Here is a 15156-nt window from a genome sequence, read left to right as displayed (position 1 = left end):
AGCGGGAAGAAACACTGGCCGCCTATGGGCAGAACTCAATGGCCCTTGACAGTCGTCCATCTCGGGGCCCAGGGGTGGCGGATGGCCACCCTGCCGGGACAGCCCCCGCCGCCAGGACACACCGTCGGGCACGGGCCCGCGGCACCTGGGAGTCCGGAACCGGGCACGTGGCCGTCAGCAGGGGCCGGGCACGTCCCAGGCTGGCGGGAAACGCTGGGCAGGCCCACGGGGGTGGCCCGGGACCGGCGGGCCTGAACCCTTCGCCGTCCATGCGGGCCGATGCGCGCCGCGGCGTCGGGGCTGCTCAGGGCAGCGCGTCCTCGAGGTCACCCTGGGAACGTCGAAGGGCCCCACGCACCATGGTGCGTGGGGCCCTTCGTCAGGGAATCAGCCGCTCGGGATCAGCGATCCAGGTGAGGGGCGTGCGAGCCGTGCTCGAGCTCGACGGGGTGCTCCTCGTGGCCGTGCTGGCCGTGGGTGCGGGCCTCCACCAGCTCCTCGCGGGAGACCGGGGCGACGCGATCCTGGTAGAACATGCGGTTCAGGCCGGCACGGGCCTTCTCCAGCATGCCCACCTTGCCGTTGCGGCCGGGGATGGCCGGCACCGGGCGACGATCCTCGAAGGACACCAGGCGGTACAGCTCGTAGTCGGTGAGCTGACGGTGCCGCTCGTGGAAGCCGCCCTCGGGGGACATCTCGATGACACCGGCCTCGTGGCCGTGGAGCACGAGCTCACGGTCCTTGCGCTGCAGGGAGAGGCAGATGCGGCGGGTGACGATGAAGGCGATCACCGGGCCGAGGAAGAACAGCGCGCGCAGCACGTACAGCACGTCGTTCAGGGAGAGGCGGAAGTGGGTGGCGATGAGGTCCGAGGACGCGGCCGCCCACATGACGCAGTACCAGACGACGGCGGCCACGCCGATGCCCGTGCGGGCCGGGGCGTTGCGCGGACGGTCGAGCAGGTGGTGCTCAGTGTTGTCCTTGGTGATCCACCGCTCGATCCAGGGCCAGGTGCACATGCCGACGAGCAGGACGCCGACCGGGATCAGCGGCACGAGCACGCCCATGGGCAGGGACACCGAGGAGCCCCACGGCATCGGGATGTTCCAGAGGAAGGAGTAGTCGCCGATCATGCCCGGCATGAGGCGCAGGGCGCCGTCGAACACGCCGATGTACCAGTCGGGCTGGGTGCCGGCCTGCACCGGGGACGGATCGTACGGGCCGTAGTTCCAGTTGGCGTTGATCGTCACCGTGGAGGCGATGAGCGCGAGCACACCGAACACGATGAAGAAGAAGCCGCCGGCCTTGGCCGCGTACACGGGGCCCACCGGGTAGCCGACCACGTTGTCCTCGGTGCGGCCCGGGCCCGGGTACTGGGTGTGCTTGTGCACGACGACCATGAACAGGTGGATGCCGATCAGCAGCAGGATGGCGGCCGGCACGATCATGATGTGCAGGGCGTACAGGCGGCCGATGACCGAGTGGCCGGGGAACTCGCCGCCGAAGAAGAAGGCGGAGAGGTACGTGCCCACCAGCGGCAGCGACTTCAGGATGCCGTCGATGATGCGCAGGCCGTTGCCGGAGAGCACCTCGTCGGGCAGGGAGTAGCCGGTGAAGCCGGCGGCCCAGCCGGCCATCAGCAGGAAGCAGCCGACCAGCCAGTTCAGCTCACGCGGGCGACGGAACGCGCCGGTGAAGAACACGCGCAGCATGTGGACGGACATGGCCGCCACGAACATCAGCGCCGCCCAGTGGTGCAGCTGGCGCATGAACAGGCCGCCGCGCACGTCGAACGAGATGTCCAGGGTCGAGGCGTAGGCCGCGGACATCTCGATGCCGCGCAGCGGGGCGTAGGCCCCGTCGTAGACGACCTCCGACATGGAGGGGTCGAAGAAGAGGGTGAGGAACGCGCCGGACAGCAGCAGGATGACGAAGCTGTACAGGGCGACCTCGCCGAACATGAACGTCCAGTGGTCCGGGAAGATCTTGCGGCCGAAGAACTTCACGATCGGCGACATGCCCATGCGGGTGTCGACGAAGTTGGCGATGCGGCCGGTCGTGGTCGCCGGCTGGAACTCATTCACGGTGGTGCTCATAGGTGTCAGCCACGCTCCCAGTAGACAGGCCCGACGGGCTCATGGAAATCGCTCTGGGCCACGAGGTAGCCCTCGTCGTCCACGGTGATCGGCAGCTGCGGCAGCGCGTGGCTGGCCGGGCCGAAGATGACCTTGCACTCCTGCGTCAGGTCGAAGGTCGACTGGTGGCAGGGGCAGAGCAGGTGGTGGGTGTGCTGCTCGTACAGGGCGATCGGGCAGCCCACGTGCGTGCAGACCTTGGAGTAGGCGAAGATCCCGTCCACGTTCCAGTCCTCGCGACCCGGGGTGATCTTCACCTTGGCCGGGTCGAGGCGCATGAGCAGGACGACGGCCTTGGCCTTCTGGTTGAGCTTGTCAGGGCCCAGGTCGTTCAGGCCGTCGGGGATGACGTGCACGGCGGAGCCGAGCGTGACGTCCGAGGCCTTGATGGGGGAGCCGGTGGGGTCGCGCACGAGGCGCACGCCCTCGGCCCACATGGTGTGGCGCAGACGCTCAGGGCCGAAGTTGTGAGCCTCCTGGTCCGAGAAATTGTCCGAGTCGTCCAGATCGCGGAACACGGCGATGAACGGCAGGGGGGCCAGCAGGGCGGCGCCGATCAGGGTGTTGCGCAGCAGGGGGCGGCGCTTGATCTGCGACTCGTCCAGGATCTCGGAGATCATCCCGGTGGCGGCCACGCGGTCGTCCTCCGAGCGGATCTCGTGACGGTCCTCCACGGTCTCGTGGTCCGGCATCAGGGTCTTGGCCCAGTGCACCACGCCGATGCCGATGCCGAACATGGCGAGGGCGGTGCCCAGGCCGAGCAGCAGGTTCTGCAGGTAGATCTTGCTGAACGCCTCACCGTTGCCGATCTGCCCCACACCGAAGTAGCCGATGAAGAAGAGCACCGTGCCCACGATGGAGATGAGGAACATGACCGAGACCTGACGCTCGGCGCGCTTCGCGGCCTTCGGATCCTCATCGGCCAGGCGCGGACGGTGCGGAGGCAGGCCCGGGTTGTCGATCGCGTACCGGGGCGCGTCCTCGCCGGCGTGCTCGAGGGAACCCGAGCGGTGCTCGGTCCCTTCAAAGCCTTTCTCGCCCATATGTCCTGTTTCCTTTACTCGAGTGATGAATGTCGATGACGGGTGGTCGGCGCGCCTGCGCCGATGGGATCAGGAGGATCGGCTGGTGAGCCAGACCATGAAGCCGATGATCAGCGCCAGGCCCGCGGTCCAGATGAACAGGCCCTCGGAGACGGGGCCGAGCGAGCCGAGGGTGAGGCCGCCGGGGGAGCCCTGGTTCTCGATGGTCTTGAGGTAGGCGATGATGTCGCGCTTGTCCTCGGGCTTGATGTTCGAGTCGGAGAACACCGGCATGTTCTGCGGGCCGGTCTCCATGGCCTCGTAGATGTGCTTCTCGTCCACGCCCTGCAGAGACGGGGCGTACTTGCCGCGGGTGAGCGCACCGCCGGCCGCAGCCGCGTTGTGGCACATGGCGCAGTTGATGCGGAACAGGTCGCCGCCACGGGTGATGTCCACGTCCTCGTGGTTCACATCCAGGTACTCGTCCTCTGGGATGGCCGGGCCGGCGCCGAGGGAGGCGACGTAGGCGGCGAGCTGCGCCGTCTGCTCGTCGTTGAACTGGTTCGGCTTGACCTGGGCCTGCGGGCCGTTCATCTGCATCGGCATGCGGCCGGTGCCCACCTGGAAGTCGACGGAGGCGGCGCCGACACCGATCAGGGACGGACCGGAGGGACCCCCCGCGGCACCCGTGCCGTGGCACGAGGCGCAGTTCGCGTTGAAGAGCTTCTCGCCCTCGGAGATGTCATCAGCCGAGGCGGCCGCGGTGACCTGCGTGGCCGCCTGCGCCTGGTTCACGGTGCTCGCGACGGAGTACAGTCCGCCGGTCACCAGGAGTCCCAGCAGGAGGAGCGCCAGCCCCATCAGGGGATGGCGTCGGTTCTGCGAAAGTGCCTTCACGGGGGTTTCCTATCGTTCTCTTCCCGGGCGGGCCGCTCATGCTGCCGGCCCGGGCCTGAAGTCGGTGCGGGGAGTGGGGGTCGTCTTACTTCAGGAAGTAGACGATGAAGAACAGGGCGATCCAGACGACGTCCACGAAGTGCCAGTAGTAGGACACGACGATCGCCGACGTCGCCTCGTGGTGGCCGAAGCGGCGGGCCATGTAGGCGCGGCCGATGATGAAGAGGAACGCGATCAGGCCGCCGGTCACGTGGATGGCGTGGAAGCCGGTGGTGATGTAGAACGCCGAGCCGTACGCGTTCGCCGCGACGGTCACACCCTCGGAGACGAGAACCGCGTACTCGTAGGACTGCACCGCCACGAAGATCGAGCCCATGATGAAGGTCAGGATGAACCACTCGACCATGCCCCACTTCCCGAACTGCAGGAAGCCGCCGGTGCGGCGGGGCTGAAGGCGCTCGGCGGCGAGGACGCCGAACTGGGCGGTGACGGAGGAGAGCACCAGGATCGTCGTGTTCACCGCGGCGAGCGGGACGTTGAGGATCGCGGTGTGCTCGGCCCAGAGCTCCGGAGACGTGGAGCGCAGGGTGAAGTACATGGCGAAGAGCCCACCGAAGAACATGAGCTCGCTGGCAAGCCACACCATGGTCCCGACCTGCACCATGTTCGGCCGGCTCGGGAGCCCCGTGGTGGGCTGATGGAGAGTGGGGTTAGCTGTGGTCACCCAGCCATTATGGCCCCAAACACCGCCCGGGCGGTAAATCGAACCTACCGTGTCGCAGGACAGGTCGTCAGCACCGTCGGGGGGTTTCAGTGACAGTCGGGGGCTGGCGTCCAGGGGATGTTCAGGTTCGCGGTGCGCGGCGCATGACACGACGCGGTGCCGGGTGCGGCCGGGCCGCTAGGCTCAGTGCGTGAGCACCCCCGAGAACACCGCAGCAGTCCTTGGGACCTCCTGGCCGGAGGTCTTCCGCGCCCTCACCGTCGGTGAGGACCTCAGCGACGACGTCGCCGCGTGGGCCATGGGGGAGATGATGGCCGGCGACGCCACCGAGGGGCAGGTGGGCGGATTCCTCCTCGCCCTGGCCGCCAAGGGGGTGACGGTGCCGGAGCTGCGCGGCCTGACCGAGGCGATGGTCCAGGCGGCGAACCCGGTGCACGTGCCGGGGGAGACCCTCGACGTCGTGGGCACGGGCGGCGACCGCCTGGGGACCGTGAACCTCTCCACGATGTCCTCGCTCGTGGCCGCAGGTGCGGGCGCGCGGATCGTCAAGCACGGGAACCGCGGCGCCTCGTCCACCGCCGGCGCGGCCGACGTGATCGAGGCCCTCGGCGTGGACCTGTCCATGCCGGCCCGGAAGGCCGAGGAGTGCGCCGAGGCCGTGGGCATCACGTTCCTCTTCGCCCAGAACTACCACCCGTCCATGAAGTATGTGGCCCCGGTGCGCAAGCAGCTCGGCGTGCCCACCGTGTTCAACTTCCTCGGCCCCCTGAGCAATCCGGCCCAGGTCACCGCCCAGGCCCTGGGCTGCTCGAGTGAGGCCATGGTCCCGCTGCTCGCCCAGGTGCTCGCGGACCGAGGGGTGCGCGGCTTCGTCTTCCGCGGGGCGGACGGCCGGGACAAGATCACGACGTCGGGGCCGTCGACCGTCATGGAGGTCCGGGACGGTGTGAGCACCCACGAGCTCGACCCCCGCGAGCTGGGCATCGACCTGGCCCCCGTTCAGGCCCTGGCCGGGCGGGACGGCGCCTACAACGCGACCCTCGTCCGCGCTCTGCTGGCGGGGGAGAAGGGTCCGATCCGCGACGCCGTCCTCCTCAACGCGGCCGCGGGCCTGACGGCCTGGGACCGCGACGCGGACGCGCCGCTGATGGAGCGACTGGCGGCCAACATGACGCGGGCCGCCGAGTCGATCGACTCCGGCGCCGCGCGTGACGTCCTGGACCGCTGGGTCGCCTTCTCCCGGTCCTGATGGTGCGACGACGAACCCTCACCGGCGAGGTGGGGCCCGTCGTCGAGAAGACGCTCAGGAGTCGAAGCCGAGCGCCCATCCCTCGCCGAGGTCCTCGGACGAGTAGGTCCGGAAGGCCAGCATGGTCTCGGTGTCCTGGATCCCGTCGACCTTGGAGAGGTGGTCGGCGATCACGTCGGCGAGGTCCTCGTAGCGGCGCACCTTGACCATCGCCACCAGGTCCCACGCGCCGGTCACGGAGTAGACCGACCCGACCCCCTCGAGGGCGGCGAGGGTCTCGGCGGTCTCCGGGATGCTGGATTTGTCGGTCTTGATCAAGACGATGGCGGTGACCACGGGCGGTCCTCATTTCCTCGATGCTGTGGGTCCGGTGTCCCCGACGATCCTAGCTGCGCGCCGGGCCCTCACCTCCGGGTGCGGCGCACCAGCCAGGCGGTCACGGCCCGGCGGCCCAGGAGCAGGACGCCCAGCACCCCGAGCGCCACGAGCACGAAGGACACGGGTGCGCCACCGAGGCCGAAGGCCACGCGTAGGACCATCCCGACGGCGACGGTCCCCAGCCACACGATCACGCCGTGGGGCCACACGCGGGCCCAGGTCCGGTGTCCGGCGGTCAGCCCGGTCATGACCAGGAGACCCGCGAGGAACGGCGCCGCCGTGACCAGCAGCCCCAGCGGCCCGCGCTCTGTCGCGTGCTGCCCCTGGCCCAGAGCCACGAAGAGGAGGGTGAGGAGGAGGTCGACGGCAAGTGCCGGCTGGGCGCCGCGCGGGTCACGGTGCTCGGCGGGCACGGCACGACGGGCGGTGGGGGAGGACGTCATGCATCCAGTCTGGCCCACCGCAAGGTCGAGGCGGCGCGTCCAGCCACAGGTGACTCGGTGGACGGGGCCTATGACAAGATGCCAATGTTGTCAGAGGTAGGCTCTCTGTATGGTGTTCGTGCATCTGGTGCCCATCCGACCGACCGCTGCCACGGCCGACGACGCCCGACGTCTGGCAGCGGTGCTGCTCGATGATCCTCACCCGGACGCGGCTGTGATCGCGGCGGCGTGGCTTCTCGACGAATTCGGCCCGGTCGCCGATGCGGCGTCGCACGACGGCGAGCTGGCCGTCGTCGTCGAAAGCATGGCGGCTGCGGTGGGCCTGGCGTTGTGGGCTGTGCGGACCGGGTCCTGGGCGGTGCTGTTGGATCCCGAGGATGCCCTCGACAAGGACTCATTATTGTCGTACCTGACAACAGCCGAGCGGCGGCGGGCCCGGCGGGCACCGGGCCGACTCGTGCTGCCGGGCGGAGGTCGCGCGGACCGCGCCTCGGATGCCGGCCGAGAGGCCGATCTGCGCTGTGCGGAGGCCACCCTGCAGCTGGTCGCCACGGTGGAACGGCGCCGGTCCGCTGATCAGCACGCGGCGGGACGGCTGGTCGAAGCCGGCGCCAGTCAGCGAGAGGCGGCGGCCGAGCTCGGGATCAGTCAGCAGGCCGTCCATTCCCGGTTGCGACACGGGCTCTGGCACGAGAGCCGGACGGCGGTGGCGGCCGTCCTGCCGTTGCTGGACCGGCTGTCCACAGACCCGGGGGAATGAATCGCCGGTACGCGGTGTCGGTGCCGCCCGGCGCGACCTCCTGGGCCAGGTCCCGATGTGGCGCGTGCCGTGCAGGCGACCGTCCGAAGGGGAGGCGAAGAACGGGCTAGTTGACATAATGTACATTATCGGCGCACTGCGGAACGGTGGACAGGGCGCCCTCCGCGGCGGGTCTCGCGCGTAGCCTGGACCCATGACGATCATGACCGACCAGCGCGACCGCCCCCTGCACGCGACGATCGCCGTCGTCCTGGCCATCGCCACGGCGGGCTACCTGGCTCCATGGGCCGTCGCCGCCGTCCGTGGCCGTTCCAACGTGTGGGCGGTGTTCTGGGTGAACCTGCTCACCGGGTGGACCGTCCTCGGCTGGTGCATCGCGCTGTACATGTCGCTCACCAGCCATCGCCGGCTGCGGTCCTGGGGTCCGCGCGGCCTCTGACCGCGCGGACCGCCCCTCAGGTAAGACGCGCGACGACGGCCCGCACACCGTCTCCCTCGGCGATGAGGCACCGCGGGCCGTCGACGTCCGCCTCGCCCGTCTCCGACAGCTCGACCGGCACCTCGAGCTCCCCCGTCGCATCGGCGCCGATCACGCGGAGGGTGAGATCCGGGGCGCGCGTCTCGAGGTAGGTCCCGGACTCGTCATGCATCTCGAGCCGGGCCTGCGGGATCTCGCCGCGCACGGCGGCCGCGAGGATACGGCGCGCGTCCGGGTCGGTGGCGGCGTCCACGACCCAGCGGTGTCCCAGGACGGAGTGCTCCACCTCGGCCACGACGTCCCCCTCGGCGGGTGCGTCGCCTCGGTAGGCGAACGCAGTCTGGTAGAGCCGGTCCCCCACGCGCACGAGCATCGACTCGACGCCGATCTCGCCGGTGGGATCGTCGAACCGGTACGAGCCGACCTTCTCGGCGGTCACGTCCTCGGGCAGTCCGTGCGCCACGAGGCGGCGGCGGATCCATTCGGGCTTGTCCGGGTCCAGGCGTGCGGTGTAGATGAGAGCCATGCCCCGACCGTAGCCCCGACGTCGTCCGCCCGGGAGGGCCCGCCGGCCGGCGGCGCGGCTCAGCCCTGCACGGCCCGCACGGCGTGGTCCATGGCCCGGTAGGCGTCGAGCTCGCGGGCTTCGGCCGCCCCGCCGATCAGGCGCACCGCCTCCGGCGCGTAGCCCGCGGCCACGAGGTCCTCGACGAGATCCGTCTCGGACACCTGCCCGGCGCACACGACGACGTCCGTCACGTCCAGGGTCAGCGCCACGCGGGCCTCGGGGTCCTCCGGCGACGGCGCGGTCACGCGCAGACCGTCGGGGCCGACGCCCTCGTAGGTCACACCGGAGTGCAGCTGGACCCCGTGCTGCCGCAGCTCGGCGCGGTGCACCCAGCCGGTGGTGGGGCGCAGTCGGGCGCCGATCGGTCCGGGGCTGCGCTGGAGCAGGTGGACCTCGCGTCCCGGGTGGGCCGCGGCTGGCTTCGCCAGCTGGCCCGGCGTCTCCGAGGTCAGGGCCACGCCCCAGCGGGCCCGCCAGTGCTCCTGTGTCTCGGGTGTCCCGTCCGGCCGTTCCGTGCCGGCCGCCAGGGCCTCGGCGACATCCACGCCCACGCCGCCGGCGCCGATCACCGCGACGCGCGGGCCGACGTCGACATGTCCCAGGACCACGTCGTCGTACGCGTGGACGGCGGGCGCGCCCGGCTCCCCCGCCCCGGGCAGAGCGACGGGCCGCGGCCGCACGCCGGTGGTGAGGAGCACCTCGTCGTAGCCCGGCCGCCCATCGTCCGTGAGGAGTGTCTGTGCGGACACCTCCTCCCCGGTCACGAGCGTCACCCCGGATGCCGCCGCGCGGGCCGCCAGGTGCTCCAGCGCGGGACCGAACTCCTCCTTGCCGGGGATGCGCCGGGCGAGCCGGAACTGCCCGCCGGGCTCGGCGTGCCGGTCGAACAGGGTGACCTCGTGCCCGAACCGGGCCGCACGCTCCGCGGCCGTCAGGCCCGCCGGCCCGGCACCGACCACGGCGATCCGGCGCCGGCGGCCCAGGGCCACCGGGACGGGCGCGGCGTACTCCGGCTCCGTCTCCCGCCCGGCGCGGGGGTTCATCAGGCACGAGACCTTGGCCCCGGTGAACACGTGGTCGAGGCAGGCCTGGTTGCAGGCGATGCACGGGGTCAGGGTCCGAGCGCGCGGGTCGCTGATCGCGGCCATCCACTCGGGGTCCGCCAGCAGGGGCCGGGCCAGCCCGACGAGCGCGGCGGCCCCGGACGTCAGCGCCTCCTCCGCCTCGGCGGGGGTGGTCAGCCGGTTAGAGGCGATCACGGGGATGTCGACGGCGGCGGTCAGGTCAGCCGAGGCGGCGAGGAACGCGGCGCGCGGCACGGAGGTCACGATGGTCGGCACACGCGACTCGTGCCACCCGATGCCGGTCATCAGGACGTCCGCTCCGGCGGCCTCGAAGGCCCGGGCGGTGTCCGCGATCTCCGCGCGCGTCTGCCCGTCGGGGACCAGGTCCGCTGCCGAGGTGCGCACCGAGAGCACGCCGCGCTCCCCCAGCGCCTCGCGCACGGCCGCGACCACCGCCACCGGGAACCGGCGTCGGCGCTCGGCGTCACCCCCGTACTCGTCCGCGCGTCGGTTCGTCGCCGGGGCGAGGAACTGGTTGAGGAGGTAGCCCTCCGAGGCCATGATCTCCACGCCGTCGTATCCGGCCTCCAGGGCCAACGTGGCCGCGCGTGCGAACGCGTTCACGGTCCGCTCGATGTCCGCGGCCGTCATCTCCCGGGGCGTGTGCCGCGAGATCGGCGCTCGCACCGCGGAGGCCGAGACCAGGTCGGGGCTGGGGGCGTAGCGTCCCGCGTGCAGCAGCTGGGCGAGGATCCTGCCCCCGGCGGCGTGGACGGCGTCCGTGACGACGCGATGGGCGCGCGCGTCCTCCTCGCTGGCGAGCATCCCCCCGCCCAGCGTCACCGTGCCCTCCGGGACCACACCCAGGCCGCCGGTGACGATGAGCCCGACGCCGCCGCGTGCCCGCTCCGCGTAGAACGCCGCCAGCTGCGGCAGGTCGTCGTGCCGATCCTCCAGTCCCATGTGCATCGAGGCCATGACCACCCGGTTGGGCAGCCGGAGGGGGCCCAGAGTGATCGGCTGGAGCAGGGGCGAGACCGCGACGGGTGAAGATGTCATGCAGCTCACATTACCGGGCGGTAGCCCCCTCCTTCCAGGACCGCCTGGGGACACGCTGTGTCCAACGCCACTGCGTAGGGCAGGATGGGGATCACACGTCGACGCGCGGCAGACCCGTCCGCGCACCCGACACGGAGGGGAGCGCACGCATGGAGTGGATCGAGGCGAACGCGGGCTGGCTGTGGCTGGTGCTGGCCGCCGGCCTGGCCGGCGTCGAGCTGCTGACCCTCGACCTCGTCTTCCTGATGATCGCCGCCGGGGCCGGCGCGGCGGGAGTGGTCGCGCTCGTGGGCGGCCCGCTGGCGCTCCAGCTCGCGGCGTTCGCCGCCGTCGCCCTGCTGATGCTCGCCGCCGTGCGCCCCGTCGCCCTGCGCCACCTGCGCAAGGACACCGGCGCCGGCGCCTCCTACCTGGACACGCTCCCGGGGCGCCGCGTCGCGGCCCAGGGCGCGATCACCGGCGACGCCGGCACGCTCGCCGTCGACGGCGACACCTGGTCCGCCCGCGTCGAGCCCGGGGCGCCCGACGTCGCCCCCGGCGACGAGGTGACCGTCCTGCGCATCGACGGGGCCACCCTGGTGGTCCGCCCGCTCCCCCGCATCGACTGGGAGGCGGACGGCGCCTGAACCGCCCCACGTCCTTGTTCCGACCGCACCGACCGCACCGACAGCACCGACCCCAGAAGAAGGGACCCCGATGGAAACCCTCATCGTCCTCGTCGTCCTCGCCGTCCTCGCGGCGGTGATCGTGGCCTCCTCGGTCAAGATCATCCCGCAGGCGCGGACGGCCAACATCGAACGCCTCGGCAAGTACAACCGCACGGCCGGCGCCGGGCTGACCCTGATCATCCCGTTCGTGGACCGCATGCTCCCGATGGTGGACATGCGCGAGCAGGTCGTCTCCTTCCCGCCCCAGCCGGTGATCACCGAGGACAACCTCGTCGTCTCCATCGACACGGTCGTCTACTTCCAGGTCACGGACGCCAAGGCCGCGACCTATGAGATCGCCAACTACATCCACGCGGTGGAGCAGCTCACCACCACCACCCTGCGCAACGTCGTGGGCGGCATGAACCTCGAGGAGGCGCTGACCTCTCGCGACTCCATCAACTCCCAGCTGCGCGGCGTGCTGGACGACGCCACCACGCGCTGGGGCCTGCGGGTCTCGCGGGTGGAGCTCAAGGCCATCGACCCGCCCATGTCCATCCAGGACTCGATGGAGAAGCAGATGCGCGCCGAGCGCGACCGCCGCGCCGCCATCCTCACCGCCGAGGGCACGAAGCAGGCCGCCATCCTCACGGCCGAGGGCGAGCGCCAGTCCCAGATCCTCTCCGCCGAGGGCGAGGCTCAGGCACGCGTGCTGCGCGCCAACGCCGAGGCCGAGGCGATCGAGGTGGTCTTCGACGCCATCCACTCCGGCGGCGCCGACTCCGAGGTCCTGGCCTACCAGTACCTGCAGTCCCTGCCCAAGATCGCCGACGGCCAGGCCACCACCATGTTCGTGGTCCCCGCCGAGCTCACCCGCGCCCTGCAGGGCCTCGGTGAGGCGTTCGCCCCCGGCGACGGCGACCGCCCCACCCCGGAGCGCGCACCCCGGCGTCGGGACTCCGGGGACCGCGCGGGCGAGCCGGGCGCCGAGCACGTCGGCGTCACCCCGGAGCGCGCGCGTCGGCCGCGTGGGTCCCGCCCCACCACCGCGGACGCCCTGCGCGCCAGCGGCGTCATGGACGCGATGACCGCCGGCGCGGTGACGGCGGAGGACATGCCGCAGACCTCGCTCGACGAGGCCCTGGCCACGCCGCAGGAGATTGAGCCCGACCCGTCGGCCGGCCGCACCCCCGGCACCCGCCCGGCCGGCGAGGCCGACGGGAATGCTGTGGGACACTGAATGGTTCCATCAGTGAGGACGACCCGCCGCGCCTCGATCGGCCCGCGCCCCCGCGCGGGCCTCGGCGCGGCCTGACGAGGAGGAAACGTGAGCGATCGCAGCCTGCGGGGCATGCGCCTGGGCGCGCAGTCCCTGGAGTCCGAGGCCGGCGTCGAGCCCGCCGCCCGGCAGCGGGTGGAGTACCGCACGGAGGACGGCGAGCAGGTGTTCGTGACCTTCTCCGTGGAGGCGGACGTGCCGGCCACCTGGACCTCGAAGACCGGCAAGGAGGCGTTCCTCGTCAGCGGCGAGAAGCCGGCTGAGACCGAGGGCAAGCCCGTGCGCACCCACTGGGACATGCTGCGCGAGCGCCGCAGCCTCGAGGAGCTGGAGGAGACCTACAAGATCCAGCTCAACAAGCTGCGCGCCAGCCGCGGCGAGGACGTCGACGCCTGACCCGCCGCTCCCCCATGCATGACGGGGCCGGATCCGCCATGGATCCGGCCCCGTCGTCGTTCGGGGGCTGTGCGCCTCAGAGGCCGAGGCGGGCGCGCAGGCCCTCCCAGCGCGCGGCCAGGCCCCACCGGGTCACGTTGACCACGGCCTCGCCGATGATGCCGCCGCTCATCTTGGACTCGCCGAGCTCACGCTCCACGAACGTGATCGGGACCTCGACGATCCGCTTGCCGAGGCGGGCCGTGCGGAAGGTCATGTCCACCTGGAACCCGTAGCCCTTGGACTCGATCGCGTCCAGGTCGATCGCACGGAGCGTGTCGGCCCGGTAGGCGCGGTAGCCCGCCGTGATGTCCGTCAGGTCGAGGCCGAGCATGATCTGCGGGTACAGGGACCCGGCCCACGAGATCATCTTGCGGGAGGTCGGCCAGTTCACCATCTTGCCGCCCGGCACGCGGCGCGAGCCGATCACCAGGTCCGCGGTGCGGACGGCCTCCAGCAGGCGCGGCAGCTGCTCGGGCTGGTGCGAGCCGTCCGCGTCCATCTCGACCAGGACGTCGTAGCCGCGCTCCAGGCCCCAGCGGAACCCGGCGATGTAGGCGCCGCCCAGGCCGTCCTTGGTGGTGCGGTGCAGCACGTGCACGGAGGGGTCCTCGGCGGCGCGGGCGTCGGCCCAGTCGCCGGTGCCGTCCGGGGAGGCGTCGTCCACCACGAGAACGTCGGACTCCGGGACGGCGTCACGGAGTCGGCCGAGGGTCAGCGGCAGCGACTCGATCTCGTTGTACGTGGGGATGATGGTCAGCACGCGCATGTGCGGTTCTCGCCTTCCGGCCGGGGTCGTGGGGGCGGCCCGCCGGTCGGACGGGCCATCGCATCCGTTCGAGTATAGGAAGCGGAGGTCTCAGGCCGGCGTCGCGCCATCGCGCGCGTCGCGGGCCACGTCCTCCGCGGCGATCCGGCCGTCCACCCAGGTGGCCCGCCAGCGGGGCAGGGCGGTCTCGGCGTCGAGGGCCGGCAGCAGCGGGGTGCCGGCTCGGGTGTCCGTGCTCCACGCCGCCACCCGGCCGTCCGGCGACTGCACAGCCACCGCGTCCGCGTCCCAGACGCCGAACACGGCCGGGGCCGACACGCTCAGGCGCGGGGCGACGGACAGGCCGGCCGCCGGAGCGTCGGGCAGCGCGCGCAGCGGGGTGCGGGTCGCGGCGGCGAAGGCGGAGCGGGCGGAGATGCGCTCGTCCGGGTCGGGGTGGGACAGCGCCGACCGGACGGCGGCCCACGGGTCCCCGGCCGGGCCGGCGCCCAGGCACACGGAGACGGCGTCGGCCAGCAGGCTCGCCACGGGGGCGTGCAGCACGCCGTCCGCGTCGGGGACGACGGTGGCGCTGACCCCGGCGGCGGCCAGGAAGGCGCGGTCCTCGGCGGTGACCGAGTGGGTGACCACGAGCCGATGGCGCACGCGGCCCAGGGCGGCGGTGCCGAGTTCCTCCGCGACCGAACGCAGGGCGGTCAGGGCCACGTCCTGGGCGGCGGGCCCGGCGTCCGCACCGCCGTCGGGGACGAGGTAGGCCTGCTCCCCCGCCTGGGTCGAGGCCGCCAGGAGACCGGCGAGCGTGGCGGGGTCGGTGCCGGTCCCGACGGGCAGCCACACCCCGGCCGCCTCGGCGTCCACGCGGTCGGCGTGCCGATAGACGACCGTCTGGACGTCCTCGTCGGCGGGCCCGGCGCCCGTGTCCTCGGGCCCGGCCAGGACCGTCACGACGGCGGTGCCGCGGCTCAACGCGTCCCGCGCGACCGCGGGCCGGGCCAGCGGCTCGACGAACACGGGCACGACGACGGCGCCGTCGAGGTCCCGCCGTTCGTCGCCCGGGTCGGCCACGCGGTCCGCGGAGTCGTCCGCGCCGAGCCAGGCGATCACCCCGTCCCGGACCAGCAGCGCCTGTGCGTACGGGTCCGTCGTCGAGTGGATGATGCCGTGGGTCAACAGGTGTGCGCTCACCCGCCCACCCTAGCTGTAGGAGGGCATGACGTTGTTGACACGCACCGGGGCCAACGAGGCCGGA

16 protein-coding genes are annotated in these 15156 nt (G+C 71.9%); 6 read left to right on the top strand and 10 right to left on the bottom strand.

What is annotated here, in order from left to right:
• Window positions 1-401 precede the first annotated feature (401 nt).
• The 4 genes from NR072_RS00220 to NR072_RS00205 all read right to left on the bottom strand — a co-directional run bounded on the left by NR072_RS00220 (window position 402) and on the right by NR072_RS00205 (window position 4718).
• Entirely contained in the window at window positions 402-2096 is a 1695-nt protein-coding gene (locus tag NR072_RS00220) for a cytochrome bc complex cytochrome b subunit (protein WP_069941591.1), read from the bottom strand.
• A 5-nt stretch (window positions 2097-2101) separates the two neighbouring features.
• Window positions 2102-3178, bottom strand: coding sequence for a ubiquinol-cytochrome c reductase iron-sulfur subunit (locus tag NR072_RS00215; RefSeq protein WP_069941590.1), 1077 nt, complete (start codon window positions 3176-3178; stop codon window positions 2102-2104).
• A gap of 69 nt (window positions 3179-3247) precedes the next feature.
• Window positions 3248-4054: a c-type cytochrome gene (locus NR072_RS00210; protein WP_095695739.1), complete on the bottom strand. Its 807-nt coding sequence runs from the start codon at window positions 4052-4054 to the stop codon at window positions 3248-3250.
• A gap of 85 nt (window positions 4055-4139) precedes the next feature.
• A complete protein-coding gene (locus tag NR072_RS00205; protein WP_020625607.1) occupies window positions 4140-4718 on the bottom strand; it encodes a cytochrome c oxidase subunit 3 in 579 nt (192 codons plus the stop codon).
• 250 nt (window positions 4719-4968) lie between these two features.
• Here NR072_RS00205 and trpD point away from each other — a divergent pair, with 250 nt between their 5' ends.
• Entirely contained in the window at window positions 4969-6027 is a 1059-nt protein-coding gene (trpD, locus tag NR072_RS00200; protein WP_101962912.1) for an anthranilate phosphoribosyltransferase, read from the top strand.
• A 54-nt stretch (window positions 6028-6081) separates the two neighbouring features.
• On the opposite strand, the gene NR072_RS00195 is transcribed toward trpD, so the two are convergent.
• On the bottom strand, window positions 6082-6363 hold the full coding sequence (locus NR072_RS00195) for an Lrp/AsnC family transcriptional regulator (protein WP_002854527.1): 282 nt from the start codon (window positions 6361-6363) through the stop codon (window positions 6082-6084).
• Between the two features lie 68 nt (window positions 6364-6431).
• Complete coding sequence (locus NR072_RS00190; RefSeq protein ID WP_041103767.1) at window positions 6432-6848, bottom strand: DUF3054 domain-containing protein; 417 nt, start codon at window positions 6846-6848, stop codon at window positions 6432-6434.
• A 109-nt stretch (window positions 6849-6957) separates the two neighbouring features.
• On the opposite strand from NR072_RS00190, the gene NR072_RS00185 reads away from it, so the two are divergent.
• Together NR072_RS00185 and NR072_RS00180 are read left to right on the top strand one after the other, a co-directional pair.
• On the top strand, window positions 6958-7608 hold the full coding sequence (locus tag NR072_RS00185) for a hypothetical protein (protein ID WP_129044205.1): 651 nt from the start codon (window positions 6958-6960) through the stop codon (window positions 7606-7608).
• A gap of 193 nt (window positions 7609-7801) precedes the next feature.
• Complete coding sequence (locus NR072_RS00180) at window positions 7802-8047, top strand: superinfection immunity protein (protein WP_002854519.1); 246 nt, start codon at window positions 7802-7804, stop codon at window positions 8045-8047.
• Between the two features lie 16 nt (window positions 8048-8063).
• Here the strand turns inward: NR072_RS00180 and NR072_RS00175 are convergent, their stop codons facing one another.
• The gene (locus NR072_RS00175; protein WP_049147365.1) at window positions 8064-8612 is read right to left on the bottom strand and encodes a hypothetical protein; all 549 of its coding nucleotides are present in this window, start codon (window positions 8610-8612) and stop codon (window positions 8064-8066) included.
• A gap of 59 nt (window positions 8613-8671) precedes the next feature.
• On the bottom strand, window positions 8672-10777 hold the full coding sequence (locus NR072_RS00170) for an NADPH-dependent 2,4-dienoyl-CoA reductase (protein WP_049147364.1): 2106 nt from the start codon (window positions 10775-10777) through the stop codon (window positions 8672-8674).
• A gap of 149 nt (window positions 10778-10926) precedes the next feature.
• Between NR072_RS00170 and NR072_RS00165 the strand changes: the two genes are divergently transcribed.
• From NR072_RS00165 to NR072_RS00155, 3 genes are all read left to right on the top strand, one after another.
• Entirely contained in the window at window positions 10927-11403 is a 477-nt protein-coding gene (locus tag NR072_RS00165) for an NfeD family protein (protein ID WP_061867282.1), read from the top strand.
• 70 nt (window positions 11404-11473) lie between these two features.
• Window positions 11474-12664 (top strand): SPFH domain-containing protein, encoded by a 1191-nt coding sequence (locus tag NR072_RS00160; protein ID WP_036315078.1) that lies wholly within the window; start codon window positions 11474-11476, stop codon window positions 12662-12664.
• Window positions 12665-12751: 87 nt separating this feature from the next.
• Window positions 12752-13099 carry an RNA polymerase-binding protein RbpA gene (locus NR072_RS00155; RefSeq protein WP_012750883.1) on the top strand — a complete coding sequence of 116 codons (348 nt, stop codon included), beginning with the start codon at window positions 12752-12754 and terminating at the stop codon, window positions 13097-13099.
• Window positions 13100-13175: 76 nt separating this feature from the next.
• Here the strand turns inward: NR072_RS00155 and NR072_RS00150 are convergent, their stop codons facing one another.
• Both NR072_RS00150 and NR072_RS00145 read right to left on the bottom strand, forming a co-directional pair.
• Window positions 13176-13907 carry a polyprenol monophosphomannose synthase gene (locus NR072_RS00150; RefSeq protein ID WP_256835720.1) on the bottom strand — a complete coding sequence of 244 codons (732 nt, stop codon included), beginning with the start codon at window positions 13905-13907 and terminating at the stop codon, window positions 13176-13178.
• Between the two features lie 90 nt (window positions 13908-13997).
• Window positions 13998-15092 carry a hypothetical protein gene (locus NR072_RS00145; protein ID WP_256835718.1) on the bottom strand — a complete coding sequence of 365 codons (1095 nt, stop codon included), beginning with the start codon at window positions 15090-15092 and terminating at the stop codon, window positions 13998-14000.
• Window positions 15093-15156: the final 64 nt, after the last annotated feature.

It is taken from the genome of Micrococcus sp. Mcc89, from assembly GCF_024519795.1.
Taxonomy (GTDB): Bacteria; Actinomycetota; Actinomycetes; order Actinomycetales; family Micrococcaceae; genus Micrococcus; species Micrococcus luteus.
This window is presented reverse-complemented; position numbering and strand designations above follow the sequence as displayed.

What these genes read in the sequence shown, in the direction of transcription:
- NR072_RS00150 (WP_256835720.1), bottom strand. Translation starts at nt 13,907, where the DNA reads ATGCGCGTGCTGACCATCATCCCCACGTACAACGAGATCGAGTCGCTG.
- NR072_RS00170 (WP_049147364.1), bottom strand. Translation starts at nt 10,777, where the DNA reads ATGACATCTTCACCCGTCGCGGTCTCGCCCCTGCTCCAGCCGATCACT.
- NR072_RS00215 (WP_069941590.1), bottom strand. Translation starts at nt 3,178, where the DNA reads ATGGGCGAGAAAGGCTTTGAAGGGACCGAGCACCGCTCGGGTTCCCTC.
- NR072_RS00175 (WP_049147365.1), bottom strand. Translation starts at nt 8,612, where the DNA reads ATGGCTCTCATCTACACCGCACGCCTGGACCCGGACAAGCCCGAATGG.
- NR072_RS00185 (WP_129044205.1), top strand. Translation starts at nt 6,958, where the DNA reads ATGGTGTTCGTGCATCTGGTGCCCATCCGACCGACCGCTGCCACGGCC.
- NR072_RS00165 (WP_061867282.1), top strand. Translation starts at nt 10,927, where the DNA reads ATGGAGTGGATCGAGGCGAACGCGGGCTGGCTGTGGCTGGTGCTGGCC.
- NR072_RS00205 (WP_020625607.1), bottom strand. Translation starts at nt 4,718, where the DNA reads ATGGTGCAGGTCGGGACCATGGTGTGGCTTGCCAGCGAGCTCATGTTC.
- NR072_RS00220 (WP_069941591.1), bottom strand. Translation starts at nt 2,096, where the DNA reads ATGAGCACCACCGTGAATGAGTTCCAGCCGGCGACCACGACCGGCCGC.
- NR072_RS00190 (WP_041103767.1), bottom strand. Translation starts at nt 6,848, where the DNA reads ATGACGTCCTCCCCCACCGCCCGTCGTGCCGTGCCCGCCGAGCACCGT.
- NR072_RS00160 (WP_036315078.1), top strand. Translation starts at nt 11,474, where the DNA reads ATGGAAACCCTCATCGTCCTCGTCGTCCTCGCCGTCCTCGCGGCGGTG.
- NR072_RS00180 (WP_002854519.1), top strand. Translation starts at nt 7,802, where the DNA reads ATGACGATCATGACCGACCAGCGCGACCGCCCCCTGCACGCGACGATC.